This is a genomic window from Curtobacterium sp. PhB115, assembly GCF_003752025.1.
Classification (GTDB): Bacteria; Actinomycetota; Actinomycetes; order Actinomycetales; family Microbacteriaceae; genus Curtobacterium.
Genome location: NZ_RJKR01000006.1, coordinates 56,112 through 72,487 on the forward strand (window position 1 = coordinate 56,112; position 16,376 = coordinate 72,487).

Genomic DNA, 16,376 nt, shown 5'->3' on the forward strand with positions numbered 1-16,376 from the left:
GTCACCCCGAACCGCGCATCCGTGCGGTTCGGGGTGATCTTGGTTCTGCAGGCGGGCGGCCGGGGCTCAGTCGCGGAGCAGGCCCGCCGTGCGCAGGTCCTCCCACAGCGCCTCGGGGACGACCGCGGCAGCCCGCTCGACGTTCGAGCGCACCTGGTCGGCGGACTGCGCACCGAGGGCGATCGCCCGGACCGCAGGAGCACGGCGCGGGAACGCCAGCGCGGCTTCCGGCAGCGTGACCCCGTGCCGCTCGCAGACGTCCGCGATCGCGTTCGCCCGCTCGAGCAGCGCCGCCGGTGCCTCGGCGTAGTCGTACGTCGCCCCCGCTGCCGGCCGCGCGAGCCCGAGCATCCCGGAGTTGTAGACCCCGACCGCGACGACCGCGACACCGAGTGACGCGCACCGCTCCACGAGCGCCGCCGCCGGTTGTTCGAGCAGTGTGTACCGCCCGGCGAGCATCACCACGTCGCAGAGCCCGGTGGACACGGCGGCGTCGAGGGCCTGGACGGAGTTCGACCCGACGCCGACCGCCCGCACGACGCCCTCGTCCCGGAGCTCGGCGAGCGTCGGCAGCGCCTGCGTCAGGCCGTCGTCGAGCGAGTAGACGTCGGGGTCGTGCAGGTAGGCGATGTCGACGTGGTCCAGGCCGAGCCGACCGAGCGACTCGTCGAGTGACCGCCGGACGCCCGACGGCGACGGGTCCCACTGCCGGACCAGGTCGTTCGGCACCGCGAACCCGCCGGACGCCAGGTCGTCGCCGTCGCCGCGGCCGGGCACGAGCAGCCGCCCGACCTTCGTCGACACCAGGAACGAGTCACGCGGACGGTCGGCGAGCGCCGCCCCGAGTCGCCGCTCGGACAGCCCGAGCCCGTAGTGCGGCGCGGTGTCGAACCCGCGGACGCCGGCGTCCCACGCGGCGTCGACCGTCGAGCGGGCGTCATCGTCGGAGACCGGGTGGAGCAGGTTCCCGATGCCGGCGCCGCCGAACCAGAACGGCCCGCGATCCAGGTCGAGGCGCGTCACGGGTCCACCTGCTCCGCCAGCGACCAGACCCGGGGCACCCCGTCGTCGTTCCCCGAGTAGTCGTCGTCGGCCTCGAGCAGGGGGTTGATCGTCTCCTGCCACTCGGCGTTGACCGGGTCGTCGGCGAGCGCTCGGCGCATGGCGCGGTAGTCCTCGACCTCGATGAGGTGCAAGAGGTCGACCCCGTCCCGCCACACCGTCCAGTCGTGGACACCGGCGTCACGCAACCGGGACGCGAGCGCGGGCGGGATCGCGGCGTGCACGGAGTCGTACACGCTCTCGTTCCCGGCCCGCAGCCGCGTGCGGGAGAGGATCCGCTGCACTACGCGTCCTTCAGGAAGATCTCGACGACCGGCACGGCCACGTCCGGCCGCACGATCGGCAGCGTCAGGGTGAGGGTCCCCGCAGGCTGCCCGCCGAGGCCGGTGTTCTGCGCACGCGTCCCCGGCGGGATCTCGCGGTAGTGGATCTCCGACGCGTCGTGCAGCAGCTGCGCGTACGCGACCCGGCCGGCGAGGTCGGGCAGGTGCACGTGCTCGAACGGCCACGTGAACAGGTGCAGGTACAGCCGGTCACCGCGCTGCGTGTACACGGTGCCCGCCGGTGCCTGGAAGGCGGCCGGTCCGGCGCCGTACACCGAGCGGTCGTGCCGCCGCATCCACTCGCCGATGCCGTCGAGTGTCTGGCGGGAGACCCCGTCGAACTCGCCACGGCCGGTCGGCCCGATGTTGAGCAGCATGTTCCCGTTGTTCGAGACGCCGTCGACGAGCATCCGGACGAGCAGGTCGACGGACTTCAGGTTGAGGTTGTCGCGGTCGTAGCCCCACGAGCCGTTGAGGGTCTGGCAGGCCTCCCACGGGACCTGGACGCCGTCGACCTCCATCGGCTTGTCCGGCTGGTACTGCTCGGGGGTGACGATGTCGCCCGGCAGGTCGAGCCGGTCGTTCACGATGATGCCGGGCTGGAGCCGTCTGGTCAGTTCGAGCAGCTCCGACGATCCCCAGTCGTCACGGCCCTTGCCGCCCCAGATGTCCTCGTGGTCGTTGTCCCGGTACGAGAAGTCGTAGAACAGGTAGTCGATCTTGCCGTAGTCCGTCAGCAGCTCGGACACCTGGCCGTGCAGGTAGTCCCGGTAGCGGGCCATGTCCCGGCCCTCGTTGAGCGCCGCGATCGCCTCGGCGCCGTCGTCGCGTCGCGGGTGCACCCCGTCGATCGTGAAGTCCGGGTGGTGCCAGTCGATGAGCGAGTGGTAGAAACCGACGCGCAGCCCTTCGGCCCGGACGGCGTCGACGAACTCGCGCACGATGTCCCGGCCGAAGCGGGTGGCGGTGGACTTGTAGTCCGTCAGCTTCGAGTCCCAGAGCGCGAAGCCCTCGTGGTGCTTCGTCGTGAGCACCACGTACTTCATGCCGGCGGCACGTGCCCGTCGGGCCCAGTCGGTGGCGTCGAACAGGTCGGGGTCGAAGTGGTCGAAGTACTTCTGGTAGTCGGCGTCCGTGATCCGCTCGCGGTTCTTCACCCACTCGTGCCGTGCCGGCAGGGCGTAGAGCCCCCAGTGGATGAACATGCCGAACCGGTCGTGGCTGAACCACGCGGGCAGTCCGGTGGCGTCGGTCGCGGTCTGCGGCTCTGCAGGTGCGGTGATGGTCATGTGGCCAGTGTTCCTTTCAGAGAGGGGTGGTGTCACCGGCCGCCGAGGCCGCTGGTGACGATGCCCTTGACGAGGTGCTTCTGCAACAGGACGAGCAGGATCACGGTGGGCAGCATCGAGATCACCGACGCCGCCATCACGAGGTTCCACTCGGAGCCCTGCTGCCCGAAGAACTGCTGCAGGCCGAGCGGGATGGTGCCGCGGGCCTCGACGTCGTTCACGATGACGAGGGGCCAGAGGAACGAGTTCCAGTACGAGATGAACGAGAACACCGCGAGGACGGCCATCGTCGGCCGGGCGAGCGGGAGCATCACCGAGAAGAAGGTCCGGACCGGTCCGGCTCCGTCGACACGTGCGGCGTCGTCGAGCTCCTGCGGCACGGTCAGGAAGAACTGCCGCACGAGGAACGCGCCGAGGGCCGTGAACGCCCACGGGATGATGAGCGCCTGGAAGGTGTCGACCCAGCCGAAGCCCTGCATCATCACGTACATCGGGATGACGAGGACGTCCTGCGGGATCATCAGCGTCGCGAGGAACAGGACGAACACCGTGTTCCGGCCTCGCCAGCGCAGGCGGGAGAACGCGTACCCGGACAGCACCGCAACCGCGACGTTGATCGCCGTGCCGGCCGCTGCGACGAACACGCCGTTCAGGATGAAGCGGGCGAACGGCAGGTACGTGAACGCCTGCGCGTAGTTGCCCCACTCGATGGACGAGCCCCACAGGGTCGGCGGGGTCGTGAAGACCTCGGCGGAGGGCTTCAGACTCGTCGCCACCATGTAGATGAGCGGTGAGACGAACAGCAGGGCCACGAGGCAGAGCAGCACGTAGCCGATCACGTGGCGGACACCGCCCGGACGCCGCGTGCGGGAGACCGCCCGCGGGTTGACGGTCCGGTTCGCCGAGGTCGCGGGACGCACCCGTGTCAGCTCACTCATAGTGCACCCACCGCTTCTGTCCGAGGAACTGGATGGCCGTGATGCCGAGGATGATGACGAACAGCACCCAGGCGCCGGCCGACGCGAGTCCGAGCTGCTGCGTCTGGAAGCCCGTGTTGTAGATGTACTGCACGAGCGTCTCGGTCGAGGTGCCCGGGCCGCCCTTCGTCAGGACGAAGGGCTGAACGAACACCTGGAACGACGTGATGAGCGTCATCATCGTGGCGAAGAAGATCGACGGCGAGATGAGCGGGAACTTGATCCGCCAGAACATCTGCCAGGCGTTCGCGCCGTCGAGCTGCGCGGCCTCGATCTGGTTCTCCGGCACCGAGTCGAGCGCCGCCGAGAAGATCAGCATGTTGTAGCCGAAGCCCTGCCAGACGCTCATCGCGACGACGGCGAGCATCGCCCAGTGGTCGTCGGCCAGGAAGTTCGGCGCGTGGACGCCGACGGTGGACTGCAGGGTCGCGTCGATGGCGCCGCCCGGCTGGTAGAGCATCCGCCAGACGACGACGTTCGCGACGATCGGCGTGATGGTCGGGATGAAGAACAGCACGCGGAACACGTGGCGGTGCTGGATCTTCGGTGTCAGCCACGCGGCGAGTCCGAGGGACACCACGAGGTTGAGCGGGACGTAGAGCACCACGAACAGCACCGTGTTGAGCGTGACCGTCCGGAAGATCGGGTCGGAGAACAGCTTCGCGTAGTTGTCGAAGCCGGCGAAGGTGCGCTCGCCCAGCATCGGCCAGTTCATGAAGCTCACGACGAGCGAGGCGACGATCGGGAACGCCGTGAAGACGACGAGGCCGATCGAGTGCGGCGCGGCGAAGGCGGCGCCCCACCAGGAGCGACGGCCGAGGGCACCGTCGGTGCCGCCGCCCTTCCGGCGCGGGGCCGCGCCGGTGGCGACAGCCACCGCTGGTGCGGCCACGGCCGCGGCAGCGGGTGGGTCCTGGATGGTGGTCATGCGACGACCTCCTCGTCGTTCGCGCGGTCCTGAACAGGGGAAGAACCGGACTGGAGGCGCGGGGCGGGGTCGACCCGCGCCTCCAGTCCGTCAGGTGGTGACGCTGGTCACTCCGAACCGAGCTGGCTCGCGATGGAGGACATCGTGTCCTTGCCGGAGGTCTGCCCGTTCACCGCCTGCAGGGCGTACTGGGCGAAGAGCTGGTTCAGCTGGTCGCTCTTCTTGTTGCCCGGCAGCGGGGTGGCCTTGTCCAGCGCGGCCTTCAGCGAGTCCTCGACCCCGTCGATACCGGCGTTGTCGTACCAGGTCTGCTGCGCGGCGGTCCGTGCCGGGAAGGCGCGACCCTGCTCCGCCAGCGAGGTGAGCGTGGCCTCGTTGGTCATCGTCTGGATGGCCTTGAACGCCTGCTCCGGGTACTTGCACTGCTTCGAGATGCCGAACCCGGACCCGGCCGCGAACGAACTCGGGCCGTCGGTGCCCGAGGGGATCGTGGTGATCCCGAGGTCGAACTTCACCTTCGCCTTCTGGCTGATGATCGACCAGGGCCCGTCGCTGTACATCGCGACGTCGCCGGAGACGAACGCGTTGTCGTCGGCGGAGGCGTCGTTGCTGGCCTGGGTGATGTAGCCCTTCTCCACCAGCCCGGAGAGCCAGTCGAGCCCGTCGGCGAACTCCGTGTTCGTCGCGTCGAGCTTCCCGTCGGCGTCGATCACACGACCGCCGTCGTAGCCGAGGATCATCGACTCGAGCGGGATGTCCTCGACGCTCGTGCCCCAGATCGGGGTGCCCGCTGCCTTGAGCTGCTTCGCGGCGTCCTCGAACTCGTCCACGGTCCAGCCGGGCTTCGGCTCGTCGACTCCTGCCTTCTGGAAGATGTCCTTGTTGTAGAACATGACCATGGGGCCGGTGTCGTACGGCAGTCCGTAGAGCTTGCCGTCGACCTTCATGCCGTCGAGACCGGTCTGGTCGTACTCGCTGAGGTCGAGTCCGGCCTTCTCCGCCATGTCGTCGATCGGGACGAGGACGTCGGTGTAGTTCGCCGCGCGGAGCGACTGGATGCTCACGATGCACGGAGCGGTGCCCGTCGAGAGCTGCGTGCGGAGCTTCGTCCAGTAGTCGTTGAACGGCGAGCCCTGGATCGTGACGTCGACCTCGTCGTCCGTCTGAACGGTGTCGGCCACCTTCTGCCAGGCGGCCTTGTCCTCTTTCCCGGAGATCCACATGGCCCAGGTCAGGGCGTCCTTGGACTGTCCGTCACTGGCACTGCTGCCACCGGAACAGCCGGTGAGCACGAGCGCGGCAGCTGCTGCTGCCGCGAGCCCGGCGATGAGTCGTCGTTGCATCGGTGTCTCCACTTCGTCGTGGTGATGGGGTGATGGGAGGTGCGGGGTGGTCAGGCGACGCGGACCGCGTCGGGGATCGACTCGGCGGCGACGACCCAGGCGGGTCCGTCGGGGAACGAGTACGTGTCGAGGGACCCGGCGAGCATCTCCGTGCCGGCCCCGGGGGCGGTCGGCGGCCAGTACCGGCCGTCGTGGACGTCGACCGGGGTCACGAAGTGCTCGTGCAGGTGGTCGACGAACTCGATGCAGCGGGAGTCGACCTCGCCGGTCAGGGCGACCGCGTCGAACATCGACAGGTGCTGCACCGCCTCGCACAAGCCGACCCCACCGGCGTGCGGGCAGACCCGGACGCCGTGCTTCGCGGCGAGGAGCAGGATCGCGAGGTTCTCGTTGACCCCGGCGACCCGGGTGGCGTCGATCTGGAGCACCGACATCGACCCGGCCTGGATCAGCTGCTTCGCGATGACGCGGTTCGCCATGTGCTCCCCCGTCGCGACCGGGATCGGGGCGATCCGCCGGGCGATCTCGGCGTGGGCGAGGATGTCGTCCGGGCTCGTCGGCTCCTCGACCCAGGCGATGTCGAACGGGCGCAGCCGCTCGATCCACGCGACGGCCTCGTCGAGGTCCCAGCGCTGGTTCGCGTCGATCGCGATCCGGATGTCGGGGCCGACGGTGGCCCGCGCGATGCCCATCCGGCGGACGTCCTCGTCGACGTCGCCGCCGACCTTGAGCTTGATCTGCGCGAACCCCTCGTCGACCGCCTCGCGGCACAGGCGCGCCAGCTTCTCGTCGTCGTAGCCGAGCCAGCCGGGGGTGGTCGTGTAGGCGGGGTAGCCGTGTGCTTCGAGACGGCGCTTCCGCTCGGCACGGAACGGTTCGGCGGCGCGGAACAGCTCGAGCGCCTCGGCCGGGGTGATCGCGTCGGTGAGGTACCGGAAGTCCACCAGGTCGACGAGTTCCTCGGGGCTGAGGTCGGCCAGCAGCGCCCAGAGCGGCTGTCCGGCGCGCTTCGCCCGGAGGTCCCAGAGCGCGTTCACCACGGCGCCGATGGCCATGTGCATGACGCCCTTCTCCGGCCCGAGCCAGCGGAGCTGCGAGTCGTGCACGAGTGCGCGCCAGGTGCCGCCCATGTCGGCGAGGAGCTGTTCGGCATCGGCGCCGAGCACGTGGTCACGGAGGGCGGCGATCGCGGACTCCTGCACCTCGTTGCCGCGGCCGATCGTGAAGACGAAGGCGGTGCCGACGTGGCCGTCCAGGGCATCGGTGGTGATCTCGACGTAGGCGGCGGAGTAGTCGGGAGCGGGGTTCATCGCGTCGGAACCGTCGTGTTCCCGCGAGGTGGGGAACCGGATGTCCCGGACGTGCAACCCGGTGATGCGACTCATCGTGTCTCCTGACCGAACGGTCGCCGTCGACCGAACGGTGCAATCAAAACATCCGATGTCTCCGACGTCAAGAGAACTCTTCGTCACGTTCTGGTGTCGAACGGGGCCGAGTCGTCGGATGGCTGGCTGAATCGTGCCCGCCCGTCCGTGGTCGCGCCCACCGCACGAGGCGAGTTTTCGGGGTCAGCGACAGTTCTCGTTCGCCGCGCCCCGTGAACTGTCGCTCAGCGCGAGACTCGGGGCGCTGCCACGCGGCCCTCAGACGGTGGCGAGCCGCCCCATCTCGGCGACCACGCCGCGGAGCCGATCGGCCAGCTCGTCACGGGAGCCGTCCGCGAAGCGGTGGGCGGCCTCGATCACGGCGGCCATCACGAGGGTCACCGCGGTCCGGGCCGAGTCGGCGTCGGTGCGCTCGGCTGCGACGGCGAACACCGCGAGGCGTGCGGTCGCCATCCACTGCAGCATCGTCGGCACCATCTCGGGCCGGGCCTGCACGAGGGCCTTCATCCGACGTCGGTCCGCCGGCAGGGTCACGGTCTGCGCCACGAGCTCGCACAGGTCGGACACCAGCGGACCGTCGGCGTCGAGGAACGCCTGCCGCGCCGCGTCCGGGACCGTCGTGCCGGGGAGCCCGAGAGCAGCGTCGCCCTTCGAGGGGAAGTAGTTGAAGAACGTGCGGGAGGAGACGCCGGCGTCGGCGCAGATCTCCTCGACCGTGACACCGGCGAGGCCACGCTCGGACACGTGGGCGAGGGCGGCCTCGTGGATGGACTGCCAGGTCCGTTGCTTCTTGCGCTCACGGAGGCCGCTGTCTCCGGTCGGGTGCGCTTCGGTGGTGCTCACAGGTGCTCCTGGTGCGGGTCGGGGCCTCCCGTCGCGAGACGGGAGGCCCCTGGTTGGCCGGGTCCTACGCGCGGTGGCGCTGGACGGGGATCGAGCCGGTGACCGGTGCGGTGGGCGAGCCCATCGTGTCGGCGGCCTTGACCGCCTGCACCTCGAGGTCGTCGGCGGTGCCGGCGTTGTCCGCCTGCTCCTGCAGGGCCGAGCTCTTGCGGAGCGGCGGCGCCTTGAAGAACCAGCTCAGGACGAAGGCGAGCAGGATCACCGCGAAGCCGACCCAGTACACGGTCACGGCCGAGGCGTTGAAGCCGGTCATGAAGGGCTTCGTGAGCGCCGGGTCCGCACCGTTCAGGTACGACGTGTCGCTGGTCGACGCGCTGGAGCTCGACGACGTGCTGCTGTCCGCCTTGTCCATCTGCTTCGAGATGGTCGGCGCGAGGTCGTTCACCCAGTAGGTGCGCTGGGCCTCGTTCGACCAGTCGACGACGAGCTTGCCGTCCTGGACGCTGGCGTGCGCCTTGTCGGCAGCCGCCGTGAGCGCCTGCTGCTGCACCGCTTCGGGAGCGCCGGCCGTGGCCGCCGTCACCTTCGCGGTCGCGGCGTCGAGACCGGCCTGCACCTGCTGCTCGACCGGCGTGACGATCGGGGTCCAGATCTGGTCCATGACGCCCTGGTTCGCCTTCGCCGTGGCGACGGTCGGGTTGAGCGCCGCGTCGAGCGCGCCGGTCAGGTTCTGCTTGTCCGCCGTGGCGTGCAGGATGTTCGCCGGCATGATCGAGAACAGGACCGACAACAGCACCGCGGTGCCGAGCGTCCCACCGATCTGGCGGAAGAACGTCGCCGAGCTCGTCGCCACCCCCATGTCACGCGGCTGGACCGAGTTCTGCGAGGCGAGGGTGATGCTCTGCATGAGCTGGCCGAGGCCGAGTCCGATCAGGAACATGCCGATCATCAGGAACCAGAGCGGCTTGTCGATCGTCATGAACGTCAGGACGACGTAGCCGATCGAGACCAGGGCCGTGCCGATCACCGGGAAGATCCGGTAGCGGCCGGTGCGTGCGACGATCTGCCCCGACGCGATCGAGGCGATCATGAGTCCACCGATCATCGGCAGGGTCGCGAAGCCGGACTCCGTCGGGGTCAGGCCCGTCACGATCTGCAGGTACAGCGGGATGGTCAGCATGGCGCCGAACATCGCGAAGCCGACGAGGAACCCGAGGATCGTGGCCATCGAGAAGGTGCCCGAGCGGAAGAGCTTGAGCGGGATGATCGCGTCGTCCTTCATGAGCGTCTCGATCACGAGGAACGCGACGAGGCCGAGGGCGCCGATCACGTAGCAGGCGATGGCGCCGGCCGAACCCCAGCCCCAGGTACGGCCCTGTTCGGCCACGAGCAGGAGCGGGACGAGGGTCGCGATGACCGAGGTGGCGCCCCACCAGTCGATGCGCGGCTTCGCCTTGGCGTCGCCGAACTTCGGCAGGTGCAGGAAGGCGATGACCATGAGGAGCGCGGCGACGCCGATCGGCACGTTGATCAGGAAGACCCAGCGCCAGCCGGTCACTCCGAGGATGGTGCTCGCGCCGGCGAACAGGCCGCCGATGAGCGGGCCGATGACCGAGGAGATGCCGAAGACCGCGAGGAAGTAGCCCTGGTACTTGGCGCGCTCACGAGGGGCGAGGATGTCGCCCATGATCGCGAGCGGCAGCGACATCAGCGCACCGGCACCGATGCCCTGGAAGGCGCGGAAGGCGGCGAGCATGATCATCGACGTCGACATGGTCGAGAGCAGCGAGCCGAGGATGAACACCGCGATGCCGAAGATGTACAGCGGCCGGCGACCGAAGACGTCGGAGAGCTTGCCGTAGATCGGGGTGGTGATGGTCGACGCGATCAGGTACGCGGTGGTGACCCAGGCCTGCTGGTCGAGACCGTGCAGGTCGTCGCCGATCGTGCGGATCGCGGTACCGACGATCGTCTGGTCGAGCGACGACAGGAACATCCCGGCCATCAGGCCGTAGATGACGAGGAGGATCTGGCGGTGCGACATGATCGGCTTCCCCGGCGTGTTCGCCGGTGATGCCTGTCGTCCGCGCGACACCTCGACGGGTGCGGTTGCAGTAGACATGCGGGTCCTTCAGGGGTGCGTGTGGTGGTCGTCCGTGCGTGGTGCGGGGCGCTGTCCGGGGAGCAAGGGACGCCGGAGCGTGCTGGCGGGCCGCGAGCGGCGGGTCAACCTTGCAGACGCTGCAACTTTACACCATGAGCACGTTTGCTGCCAACGCAAACTTACCCAGAGTGCATTTTTCTTGTACGGGCTCACAGGTATCGTCGTTCGGCATGGGGCGGACGACGTGGACCGAGGTACCGAGCACACTGCGCGACCAGGTCGGGGCACTCCTCGGCAGTCCAGTCGTCGCGTCCGAGTCACAGGCCGCCGGGTGGTCACCGGGCGGAGCCGACCGCGTGGTGACGGCATCCGGGCGTCGTGCCTTCGTGAAGACCCTGGCGCGGTCGCGCAACGCGGACGGCTTCGGGATGCACCAGCGTGAGGCCGACGTCATGGCACAGCTGCCGGACACGGTCCGCGCGCCACGACTCCTGGACACCCTGCACGCCACCGTCGACGGCGACGACTGGATCGCGCTCGTGCTCGACGACGTCCCCGGCCACCACCCGGGCGGGGCGCTCGACGGGTCCGACACCACCGCGGTCCTGGACGCGCTCGACACCCTCCCGCGCGCGGTGGGCGCACTCGCGACACTCCCCCGCATCGCCGAGGACCTGGGCCACGACTTCGGCGCCTGGGACCGGATCACGGCGGCGGCGACCGGTGGTCCGGGCGACCCCGACGCACAGCGCGTGACCGAGGTCGTCCCAGCGCACGTCCTGGAGTTCGGGGGCGCGTTCGCGCGGGCGGCCTCGGGCGCGGCCGCACTGCTCGACGGCGACCACCTGGTGCACGCCGACTGCCGCGCCGACAACCTGCTCGTCGACGACGCCGGGGTGGTCTGGGTCATCGACTGGCCGTGGGCGAGCATCGGCGCGCACTGGATCGATCCGCTGACCTACCTGCTCGACACACAGGTCCGTGGCGAGGACGTCGACGTCGAGCACCACCTCGCGCACCACCCGGTGTTCGAGGACCTGCCCGCCACGACCGTCGACGCCGCGCTGGCGGGTCTCGCGGGGCTGTTCTTCGAGCACGCCCTGCCGCCGGCACCGCCGAACATGCCGACGATCCGCGACTTCCAGCGCCGTGAGGGCCTGGCGGCCGCCGAGTGGCTGCTCCACCGATGGTCACGTCGCTGATCACGTCGCCGATCACGTCGCTGGTCACGTCGCTGCTCACGCCTCCGGGGGACGGATGTCCAGGGAGCGCGGCGGGCCGGAGCGTACCTTCCTCCGCATGACTGACGAGCACCGCACTCCCCGTCCGGAAGACGACGCTGCGCGCCTCGGTCTCGTCGTCGTCGGAGAGGCAGCAGCGCTGCACTCCGGCGACGAGGCCGCCCTGGACGCGAGCGAGCAGAACATCCGCGACACCATCGACGAGATGATCGACGAGCCGCTCACCCCGCGGCAGGAGCAGGTCGTCGAGCGGCTCGCGGCCGCCGGCGGCACGCTGACCGCCGGGCTCAGCGGAGCACTCGCAGCGCAGGCCGGCCGCACCGTGGACGACATCCTCGAGGGCGCCGCCCGCAGCGTGGTCTGGCAACAGCGGCTGGCCGACGAGCGCGCCGACGCCGCGGGCCGACCGGACCACGACGACGAGCTGCGCGACCGCAGTGGGGGCCAGCGTGAGGACGCCGGCGGGCAGCAACGCGAGCACCGGGACGACGCCGGGCACGACGAGGACTGAAACGTCAGGGAGGCGCGATGCGGGACGGACCCGCACCGCGCCTCCCGGCCGGTGGTGCGTGAGCGCCTACGCGCCCGCACGCCACCAGTCGTCGAACGGCGTCGCCGGCACCTGGCGCTTGTGCTCCGTCGCGCGGTAGCGCGACTCGATCGCCTCGGCGACCTCGACGGGGACGTCGTGCCCCTGCAGGTACGCGTCGATCTCGGCGTAGGTCAGGCCGAGGTTCGCCTCGTCCGTCTGGCCGGGCAGGTCGTCGAGCAGGTCGGCGGTCGGGGCCTTCTCGTAGAGCCGGGCCGGTGCACCGAGGTGCTCGAGCAGCTGCCGGCCCTGCGTCTTCGACAGCCCGGTGAGCGGGGTGAGGTCGACACCGCCGTCGCCGTACTTGGTGAAGAAGCCGGTGACGGCCTCGGCGGCGTGGTCCGTGCCGACGACCAGGAGCCCACGCTGCCCGGCGATCGCGTACTGCGCCACCATCCGCATGCGGGCCTTGACGTTGCCCTTCACGAAGTCACTCAGCTCGACACCGGAAGCAGCGGTGTCCCGCACGACCCCGTCGACGCCGTGCTCGATGTTCACCGTCACGCCGGGGTCGGCGGCGATGAACTGCAGGGCGAGCTGCGCGTCGTCCTCGTCGGCCTGCACGCGGTAGGGCATGCGGACGGTGGTGAACTCGGCGGGGTGCCCCTCGGCGCGGAGGGACTCGACCGCGAGCTGGGTCAGGCGGCCGGCGAGCGTGGAGTCCTGTCCGCCGCTGATCGCGAGGAGGTACCCCTTCGCACCGGTCGTGAGCAGGTAGTCACGGAGGAACCCGACGCGACGGGCGACCTCCTGCTCCGGGTCGATGGTCGGCTGGACGTTGAGGTCCGCTGCGATGGCGGCTTGGAGTTCACGCACCATCCCAGTATCACGCCGATCGCGCTCAGTGGACCGGAACGCTGCCGATCGGTCGGATGGTGTTGTCGTGGTCGGAGCCGATCGCGCACGTGCAGACGACGCTGATCGTCTCCCCGTTGCTGGTCAGACGGAACCGTTCGACGTGCTGCGGTCCGTGGCGTCGGTCGAGTGGATGGGTGTCGTGGTCGTGCACGGCGCATTCCTGATCCTCGAGTGGACCCCGGCGATGCCGCCGGGCATGGGGAGCGGGTGGTGAGACCGCTCCCTGTGCAATCTACAAGAGTCCCCGGAGCGGCGCGGATACCCCTGTTCGGGCGGCCGCGGGGAACCAGACCGTTCGAACGTTGACAGTTAGGTATCGAACGGTTAGTGTTCTGATCATGACGCAGCAGGCACCTCGACTCGACACTCCGCTCCAGCTCATGCGCTGGATCGGGTGGGCGCAGCGCAAGGCCGCCGAGGAGTGGGTGCGCGACCGCGACCTCACCCAGGAGCAGAGCTTCGTGCTCGGGTACCTGCAGCACACGCCCGGTGCGATCCAGCGCGACATCGCAGCGATCACCCGGACGAGCGCGGCCAGCGTCTCGAGCCTCCTGCAGGGGCTCGAGCGCCGCGGCCTCGTGGAACGGCGAGCGGACGCGGGCAACGCCCGGACGAAGCTCGTCTTCGCCACCCCCGCCGGCATCGAACTGATCGCCGGGTTCGAGGACGCCATGATCGCCCTCGACGACGTGTTGCTCGCCCCGCTCGATGCGTCCGAACGGGCCACCCTGCAGACACTGCTGCAGAAGGTCACCGCGGAACTGCCGGAACCCACCCGGTAGCACCGCCCCCCATCCACCCACGCGACGGCGCCCGCCGATCGCGCGCAGCGCCCTGCCCGGGAACGGGCGGCGCAGCCCTGCCCAGAAGGAGGCGGCCATGAGCACCGCACCCACCACCGAGAACACCGCAGCGGCGAAGAACCGCTGGTACCTTTCCGCCGCGCCGATCACCCGCGCCCTCGTGCACCTCTGCGTGCCGATGGCGGCGGCGATGGTCGTCAGCGCCCTCTACAACGTCATCAACGCCGGGTTCATCGGCTCGCAGCACGACACCTCGCTGCTCGCCGCGATCACCTTCGGCACCCCGCTCCTCGGCCTCGTGATGGCCGTCGGCGGCGTGTTCGGTGTCGGCGGCAGTGCCCTGATGTCCCGGATGCTCGGGGCATCGGAGCACGACCCGTCGAAGGCGGCGGACATCAAGCACGTCGCCTCGTTCGCACTCTGGGGCGCGGTCGTCACCGGCGCCGTCCTCGGTGTCGTCGGGCTCGTGCTGCTGCGGCCGCTCGTCACGGTCCTCGGCGCCGACGCCGCAGCGGTCCCCGCCACGAGCGAGTACGTCGCCGTGATGCTCGCCTTCGTGCCGGTGCTCGCCGCCGCCTTCGCCCTGGAGCAGATCGTCCGCTCCGAGGGCGCCGCCCGCCAGGCGATGGTCGGCCTCGTCCTGTCGACGGTCGGGAACCTGGTCTTCGACGTCCTGTTCATCCTGGTGCTGCACTGGGGCGTCGGCGGAGCGGCCCTGGCGGTCGGACTCGCCAACGTCGTGTCGATCGTCTACTGGGTGACCTGGCTGCAGCGGAACAGCGAGAACGTCAGCTTCGCGCCGAAGTGGTTCACGCTCCGTGCCGACATCCTCAAGCCGGTCTTCGGCATCGGCGTCGGGGAACTCCTGCAGTCCGCGTTCCTCATCGTCACGACGCTCGTGCTGAACAACCTCGCCGCCGCGTACGGCGACGACCCGCTGGCTGCGATGGGCGTCGCCGTCCGCATCGCCCAGGTGCCGGAGTTCCTCGTCATGGGCGTCACGATCGGGGTCCTGCCGCTGCTCGCCTACGCGTTCGGCAAGGGCGACGCCGACCGGCTCCGTGCAGCGCTGCGGGGCGCGGCGTTCACGGTCGGCGCCATCGTGCTGGTGTTCTCGGGCACGGTGTTCGCCTTCCGGGAGCAGGTCTTCACGATCTTCTCCGGCGACCACTCGGTGCTCGCGATCGGCCTGACGATCCTCACCGCGCAGCTCGTCGCGACGATCGTGAACGGGTTCACCGGCCTGCTCACCTCGCTGTTCCAGGCGACCGGGATGGTGCTCCCCGCGATGGTGCTGTCGATGGCGCAGGGCATCTTGTTCATCCCGATCGTGATCGTCGGCAACCTGTGGTTCGGACTCGCCGGGATCATCTGGGCGCTCACCGTCACCGAGGTCATCGTGTTCCTGGCCGCTGGCATCCTGTGGCTCGCGTCGCGGGGGAAGATCGCGCGCGGCCTGGCGGAGGGCAGCGAGGCGCGCGCGGACGCGGCACTCGAGGAGCCGGTCGCCGCGTAGCGCGCGGAGCGCGTTCGGGCGCGGAGCGCGTTCGCTTGCGTTCGCTTGCGTTCGCTTGCGTTCGCTTGGTGAGCAGGAATGGTCGAGTCCCGTCAGGCGACCCGACCATTCCTGCTCACCATCCACGGCCTGGAGGCGCGGTGCGGGCCCGCACTGCGCCTCCTGGCCGGTGGGTGGGCGCGTTCTCCTACCCGCGGCCGCGCCGCAGGAGCACCACGACGACCGCGCCGGCGACGAGCACGATGCCCGCGCCGAGGCCGGCCCACACCCCCGGCGGGATGCCGGCGGCCGAGCGTTCGGCCTCGTCCGGCGCCGGACCCGCCGTGACCGAGGGGGTCGCGGTGGGGGCAGCCGCGGCCGTCCGGGTCGCCGGAGAGGTCGGAGTCGCCGCCGCCACCCGGTACTCGAACGCCAGCGAGCCGTCGATCGGGTGCCCGTCCGGCGACACGTACCGCCAGAGCACCGTGTACGCACCGTTCTCGAGGTCGACCGTCGTGCTCATGGTCGCTCCGGACACGGTGACGCCCCCGGTCGAGACATCGGTGCCCGAGGCGTCCGTGACCTGGATCCGCAACCCGGCGTCGAGGCCCGCGAGCGGCGCCTCACTGAACGTGAGGTCCACCCGATCGAGCGGTTCCGTGACGACGGCGCCGTCCGCGGGGCTGCTGCTCGTGAGTGCCGAGTGCGCCGCGGCGGGCTGCGCACCGACGAGTGCCAGGAACCCTCCGACGACGATCGCGATGGCCGCCGCTGTCGTTCCACCTGTCCGCATGCACAGACTCTACAAGACGTAGAGTCCGCGCCGGACCGGGATCAGATCTGCTCGCCCAGGAAGTCGGCGTAGGTCGGTTCGCCGTGCTGGTCCGCGGTGACGTGCGAGTTGCGGCCGTTGCCCTCGAGGCGTTCGGCCACGAGTGCGGCGAGGTCTTCCGGCGACCGGAGACCGTGACGGTGCCAGTCGTTCTGCATGGTGGCGGTCATGACGACCAGCCCTTCGTTCGGGATGATGCGCACCCCGGATCCGCCCGGGTCGACCCGCTGTGCCAGACCCCACAGATCGTGAGGAGCATCGTGACGACGGGTCCCTGATGACCGACCCGGTACGACCACGCTAT

The 16,376-nt window shown here is 69.9% G+C and carries 17 protein-coding genes; 4 read left to right on the forward strand and 13 right to left on the reverse strand.

The window, feature by feature from the left end; all coding sequences use genetic code 11:
• Positions 1-66: 66 nt before the first annotated feature.
• The 9 genes from EDF19_RS05780 to EDF19_RS05820 form a co-directional block, all read right to left on the reverse strand.
• Entirely contained in the window at positions 67-1,023 is a 957-nt protein-coding gene (locus EDF19_RS05780; RefSeq protein WP_123680008.1) for an aldo/keto reductase, read from the reverse strand.
• Positions 1,020-1,346 (reverse strand): L-rhamnose mutarotase, encoded by a 327-nt coding sequence (locus EDF19_RS05785; protein ID WP_123680009.1) that lies wholly within the window; start codon positions 1,344-1,346, stop codon positions 1,020-1,022. Before EDF19_RS05785 ends, EDF19_RS05780 begins: the two co-directional genes overlap by 4 nt.
• On the reverse strand, positions 1,346-2,674 hold the full coding sequence (locus tag EDF19_RS05790) for an alpha-L-fucosidase (RefSeq protein ID WP_123680010.1): 1,329 nt from the start codon (positions 2,672-2,674) through the stop codon (positions 1,346-1,348). Before EDF19_RS05790 ends, EDF19_RS05785 begins: the two co-directional genes overlap by 1 nt.
• Before the next feature lie 32 nt (positions 2,675-2,706).
• A complete protein-coding gene (locus EDF19_RS05795) occupies positions 2,707-3,612 on the reverse strand; it encodes a carbohydrate ABC transporter permease (protein ID WP_123680011.1) in 906 nt (301 codons plus the stop codon).
• Entirely contained in the window at positions 3,605-4,579 is a 975-nt protein-coding gene (locus EDF19_RS05800; RefSeq protein WP_123680012.1) for a carbohydrate ABC transporter permease, read from the reverse strand. Before EDF19_RS05800 ends, EDF19_RS05795 begins: the two co-directional genes overlap by 8 nt.
• A gap of 107 nt (positions 4,580-4,686) precedes the next feature.
• On the reverse strand, positions 4,687-5,922 hold the full coding sequence (locus tag EDF19_RS05805; RefSeq protein WP_260216973.1) for an ABC transporter substrate-binding protein: 1,236 nt from the start codon (positions 5,920-5,922) through the stop codon (positions 4,687-4,689).
• A gap of 50 nt (positions 5,923-5,972) precedes the next feature.
• On the reverse strand, positions 5,973-7,307 hold the full coding sequence (locus EDF19_RS05810) for an enolase C-terminal domain-like protein (protein ID WP_123680014.1): 1,335 nt from the start codon (positions 7,305-7,307) through the stop codon (positions 5,973-5,975).
• 258 nt (positions 7,308-7,565) lie between these two features.
• Positions 7,566-8,150: a TetR/AcrR family transcriptional regulator gene (locus EDF19_RS05815; RefSeq protein ID WP_123680015.1), complete on the reverse strand. Its 585-nt coding sequence runs from the start codon at positions 8,148-8,150 to the stop codon at positions 7,566-7,568.
• 64 nt (positions 8,151-8,214) lie between these two features.
• A complete protein-coding gene (locus EDF19_RS05820; protein ID WP_123680016.1) occupies positions 8,215-10,272 on the reverse strand; it encodes an MDR family MFS transporter in 2,058 nt (685 codons plus the stop codon).
• 212 nt (positions 10,273-10,484) lie between these two features.
• Here EDF19_RS05820 and EDF19_RS05825 point away from each other — a divergent pair, with 212 nt between their 5' ends.
• Together EDF19_RS05825 and EDF19_RS05830 are read left to right on the forward strand one after the other, a co-directional pair.
• Positions 10,485-11,456 carry a phosphotransferase gene (locus tag EDF19_RS05825; RefSeq protein WP_185022709.1) on the forward strand — a complete coding sequence of 324 codons (972 nt, stop codon included), beginning with the start codon at positions 10,485-10,487 and terminating at the stop codon, positions 11,454-11,456.
• A gap of 97 nt (positions 11,457-11,553) precedes the next feature.
• Positions 11,554-12,006 carry a hypothetical protein gene (locus tag EDF19_RS05830; RefSeq protein WP_123680018.1) on the forward strand — a complete coding sequence of 151 codons (453 nt, stop codon included), beginning with the start codon at positions 11,554-11,556 and terminating at the stop codon, positions 12,004-12,006.
• A 66-nt stretch (positions 12,007-12,072) separates the two neighbouring features.
• On the opposite strand, the gene nadE is transcribed toward EDF19_RS05830, so the two are convergent.
• Both nadE and EDF19_RS19065 read right to left on the reverse strand, forming a co-directional pair.
• The gene (gene nadE / locus EDF19_RS05835; RefSeq protein ID WP_185022710.1) at positions 12,073-12,903 is read right to left on the reverse strand and encodes an ammonia-dependent NAD(+) synthetase; all 831 of its coding nucleotides are present in this window, start codon (positions 12,901-12,903) and stop codon (positions 12,073-12,075) included.
• 22 nt (positions 12,904-12,925) lie between these two features.
• Positions 12,926-13,093, reverse strand: coding sequence for a hypothetical protein (locus EDF19_RS19065; RefSeq protein WP_185022711.1), 168 nt, complete (start codon positions 13,091-13,093; stop codon positions 12,926-12,928).
• Between the two features lie 187 nt (positions 13,094-13,280).
• On the opposite strand from EDF19_RS19065, the gene EDF19_RS05840 reads away from it, so the two are divergent.
• Both EDF19_RS05840 and EDF19_RS05845 read left to right on the forward strand, forming a co-directional pair.
• Positions 13,281-13,724 carry a MarR family winged helix-turn-helix transcriptional regulator gene (locus EDF19_RS05840; protein ID WP_221180630.1) on the forward strand — a complete coding sequence of 148 codons (444 nt, stop codon included), beginning with the start codon at positions 13,281-13,283 and terminating at the stop codon, positions 13,722-13,724.
• A 97-nt stretch (positions 13,725-13,821) separates the two neighbouring features.
• The gene (locus EDF19_RS05845) at positions 13,822-15,261 is read left to right on the forward strand and encodes an MATE family efflux transporter (RefSeq protein WP_123680019.1); all 1,440 of its coding nucleotides are present in this window, start codon (positions 13,822-13,824) and stop codon (positions 15,259-15,261) included.
• Between the two features lie 187 nt (positions 15,262-15,448).
• Here EDF19_RS05845 and EDF19_RS05850 read toward each other — a convergent pair whose 3' ends face one another.
• Both EDF19_RS05850 and EDF19_RS05855 read right to left on the reverse strand, forming a co-directional pair.
• Complete coding sequence (locus tag EDF19_RS05850) at positions 15,449-16,033, reverse strand: copper resistance CopC family protein (RefSeq protein WP_123680020.1); 585 nt, start codon at positions 16,031-16,033, stop codon at positions 15,449-15,451.
• A 41-nt stretch (positions 16,034-16,074) separates the two neighbouring features.
• Complete coding sequence (locus tag EDF19_RS05855; protein ID WP_123680021.1) at positions 16,075-16,275, reverse strand: hypothetical protein; 201 nt, start codon at positions 16,273-16,275, stop codon at positions 16,075-16,077.
• Between the last annotated feature and the right edge of the window lie 101 nt (positions 16,276-16,376).

Coding starts and splice junctions, on each gene's coding strand:
- EDF19_RS05825 (WP_185022709.1), top strand. CDS start 10,485: ATGGGGCGGACGACGTGGACCGAGGTACCGAGCACACTGCGCGACCAG.
- EDF19_RS05830 (WP_123680018.1), top strand. CDS start 11,554: ATGACTGACGAGCACCGCACTCCCCGTCCGGAAGACGACGCTGCGCGC.
- EDF19_RS05810 (WP_123680014.1), bottom strand. CDS start 7,307: ATGAGTCGCATCACCGGGTTGCACGTCCGGGACATCCGGTTCCCCACC.
- EDF19_RS05840 (WP_221180630.1), top strand. CDS start 13,281: ATGACGCAGCAGGCACCTCGACTCGACACTCCGCTCCAGCTCATGCGC.
- EDF19_RS05805 (WP_260216973.1), bottom strand. CDS start 5,922: ATGCAACGACGACTCATCGCCGGGCTCGCGGCAGCAGCAGCTGCCGCG.
- nadE (WP_185022710.1), bottom strand. CDS start 12,903: ATGGTGCGTGAACTCCAAGCCGCCATCGCAGCGGACCTCAACGTCCAG.
- EDF19_RS05790 (WP_123680010.1), bottom strand. CDS start 2,674: ATGACCATCACCGCACCTGCAGAGCCGCAGACCGCGACCGACGCCACC.
- EDF19_RS05800 (WP_123680012.1), bottom strand. CDS start 4,579: ATGACCACCATCCAGGACCCACCCGCTGCCGCGGCCGTGGCCGCACCA.
- EDF19_RS05820 (WP_123680016.1), bottom strand. CDS start 10,272: ATGTCTACTGCAACCGCACCCGTCGAGGTGTCGCGCGGACGACAGGCA.
- EDF19_RS05795 (WP_123680011.1), bottom strand. CDS start 3,612: ATGAGTGAGCTGACACGGGTGCGTCCCGCGACCTCGGCGAACCGGACC.
- EDF19_RS05845 (WP_123680019.1), top strand. CDS start 13,822: ATGAGCACCGCACCCACCACCGAGAACACCGCAGCGGCGAAGAACCGC.
- EDF19_RS05850 (WP_123680020.1), bottom strand. CDS start 16,033: ATGCGGACAGGTGGAACGACAGCGGCGGCCATCGCGATCGTCGTCGGA.